We start from the raw sequence: 1,600 nt of genomic DNA, 5'->3' as shown, positions 1-1,600 counted from the left end.
ATTACTAAAAGCTATTGATAAAAGTACCCGAACTAAAGCTGAGATCCTCGCATTTCTGGAAAGTCATGCATAAAAGAAATATGGCTTGAGTTGTAAAATCCTGGGGAATTAGCATTGACCTGGAAAAGGGCGGGACAAAAAAGTAAACAAAAAAAGACGGCTGCTTAATTTCAGTCGTCTTTTTCTCTCTGTCTATTTGATAAATGACTTCAAGTAGTGGTAGGGGTGCTTGCTTTCTTCCACCTTCAGCTTTTTCTTCTTAGCAGCCAGCTTCTCGTTGTAGCTGGCTGCCTTAGCGTTGTATTCCTTAACATCCTCTTGCAGCTGCAAGCTGTCAGTAATCACCTTCATCGGGTTCAGCCAGGTGTCGTTGTCCCGCCAGTAGTTCTTGTAAGGGTGACCGTTCTTGCTGATGTAGTCAGCGCTGGTCTTGGTGATCCCCAGGTGCAGGTGGGAGTTAGTCAGCCGGCCGAGATTGTCGCCCAGCTTGACCCTCTGACCGGCCTTAACCGTAATATCTGACCGGTTGGCGAAACCTTCCTGGTAGACTTCAACATAGCCGTCTGGAGAAACGACCCAGATGTACCAGCCTAGACCCGTGCAGTAGGCAACTTTCTTCACAGTCCCCGGGTGAATAGCCAAAACAGTCGCCTTGTTGCCGACCTCGCTCCAGCCAAAGTCCCAGCCATCATGGAAGTAGGACTTCTTCGGGTAGACCCGCCGGCAGACGTCGGTCTTCCCATAGCGCTGGCCCGACAGGTATTTGATCTTCTTGGTGTAGCACTTGGCGAATGGATAGCCCCAGATGTCCTTTTCAGCCACCGTCTTCTTGACCTTCAAGGCCTTAGGCTGGGTGGCGCCCAGCTTGACATCCTTTTCCACTGGATAATTCTTGATATACACGCCCGCGAAAGCGAAGAAGGCAGCAAAAAGTGCCACCGTCACGACTCCGCCCCAAATCCGCTTTCTCTTCTTATTATTTTTCTTTTTCTTGCTCATTAATATAAAAAGTCCTTCTTGTCCAACAATACATGCTCATCAAGGTCATTCTTTAAAAAGACTTCCAGGTCCCGGTCAAAGTTGTAGGCTAACTGCCGCTTAGGCAAATCGCTGATCTTGACCCATTCCAGTTTGCCTTCTCTTGAAGCGTGGAGACTTCCTGAAAACTGGTCGGCCCGGTAGAAGAAGACCAGGTAACGCCGGTCCAGCTTGTCAAAAAACTGCTTGAAGCCGACCAGGCGGGGACTGACTATGTCCAGGTTGGTCTCTTCCTTGACCTCGCGAATGACCGAATCATGAAATGACTCATGCTTTTCAATATGGCCGCCTGGAAAAGCCAGGCCTGGCCAAACCGGGTCCTCCCGATCGATCGTCAGAACCCGGTCTTTGTCCACGATCATGCACATATTAGTTAAAGTAGTAGGCTCCGTCCGGTCCATATCTTGTCTTTCTTTCCTCCTGTTATCTAAAAAGGCTGACAAAAATACAATTAATTATAGCACGTGGATTATTTCTTTGCAGAAACTGTCTTTTGCTGGCTGGCATATGATAGAATTTACTTTTGGATAAAGGAGCGTTTTACTAATGAATTTAAGACTTA

2 protein-coding genes are annotated in these 1,600 nt (G+C 47.7%); both read right to left on the bottom strand.

Annotation, left to right across the window (positions count from 1 at the left end):
- Positions 1-192: 192 nt before the first annotated feature.
- Entirely contained in the window at positions 193-999 is an 807-nt protein-coding gene (locus tag FD23_RS07575; protein ID WP_052933676.1) for a M23 family metallopeptidase, read from the bottom strand.
- The gene (locus tag FD23_RS07570) at positions 999-1,439 is read right to left on the bottom strand and encodes an 8-oxo-dGTP diphosphatase (RefSeq protein WP_016396558.1); all 441 of its coding nucleotides are present in this window, start codon (positions 1,437-1,439) and stop codon (positions 999-1,001) included. Before FD23_RS07570 ends, FD23_RS07575 begins: the two co-directional genes overlap by 1 nt.
- Positions 1,440-1,600: the final 161 nt, after the last annotated feature.

It is taken from the genome of Lactobacillus delbrueckii subsp. delbrueckii DSM 20074 = JCM 1012 (assembly GCF_001433875.1).
In the GTDB taxonomy this organism is placed as follows: Bacteria; Bacillota; Bacilli; order Lactobacillales; family Lactobacillaceae; genus Lactobacillus; species Lactobacillus delbrueckii.
Note: the sequence above shows the minus strand (reverse complement) of the source record. Positions and strands in the feature narration are given on the sequence as shown.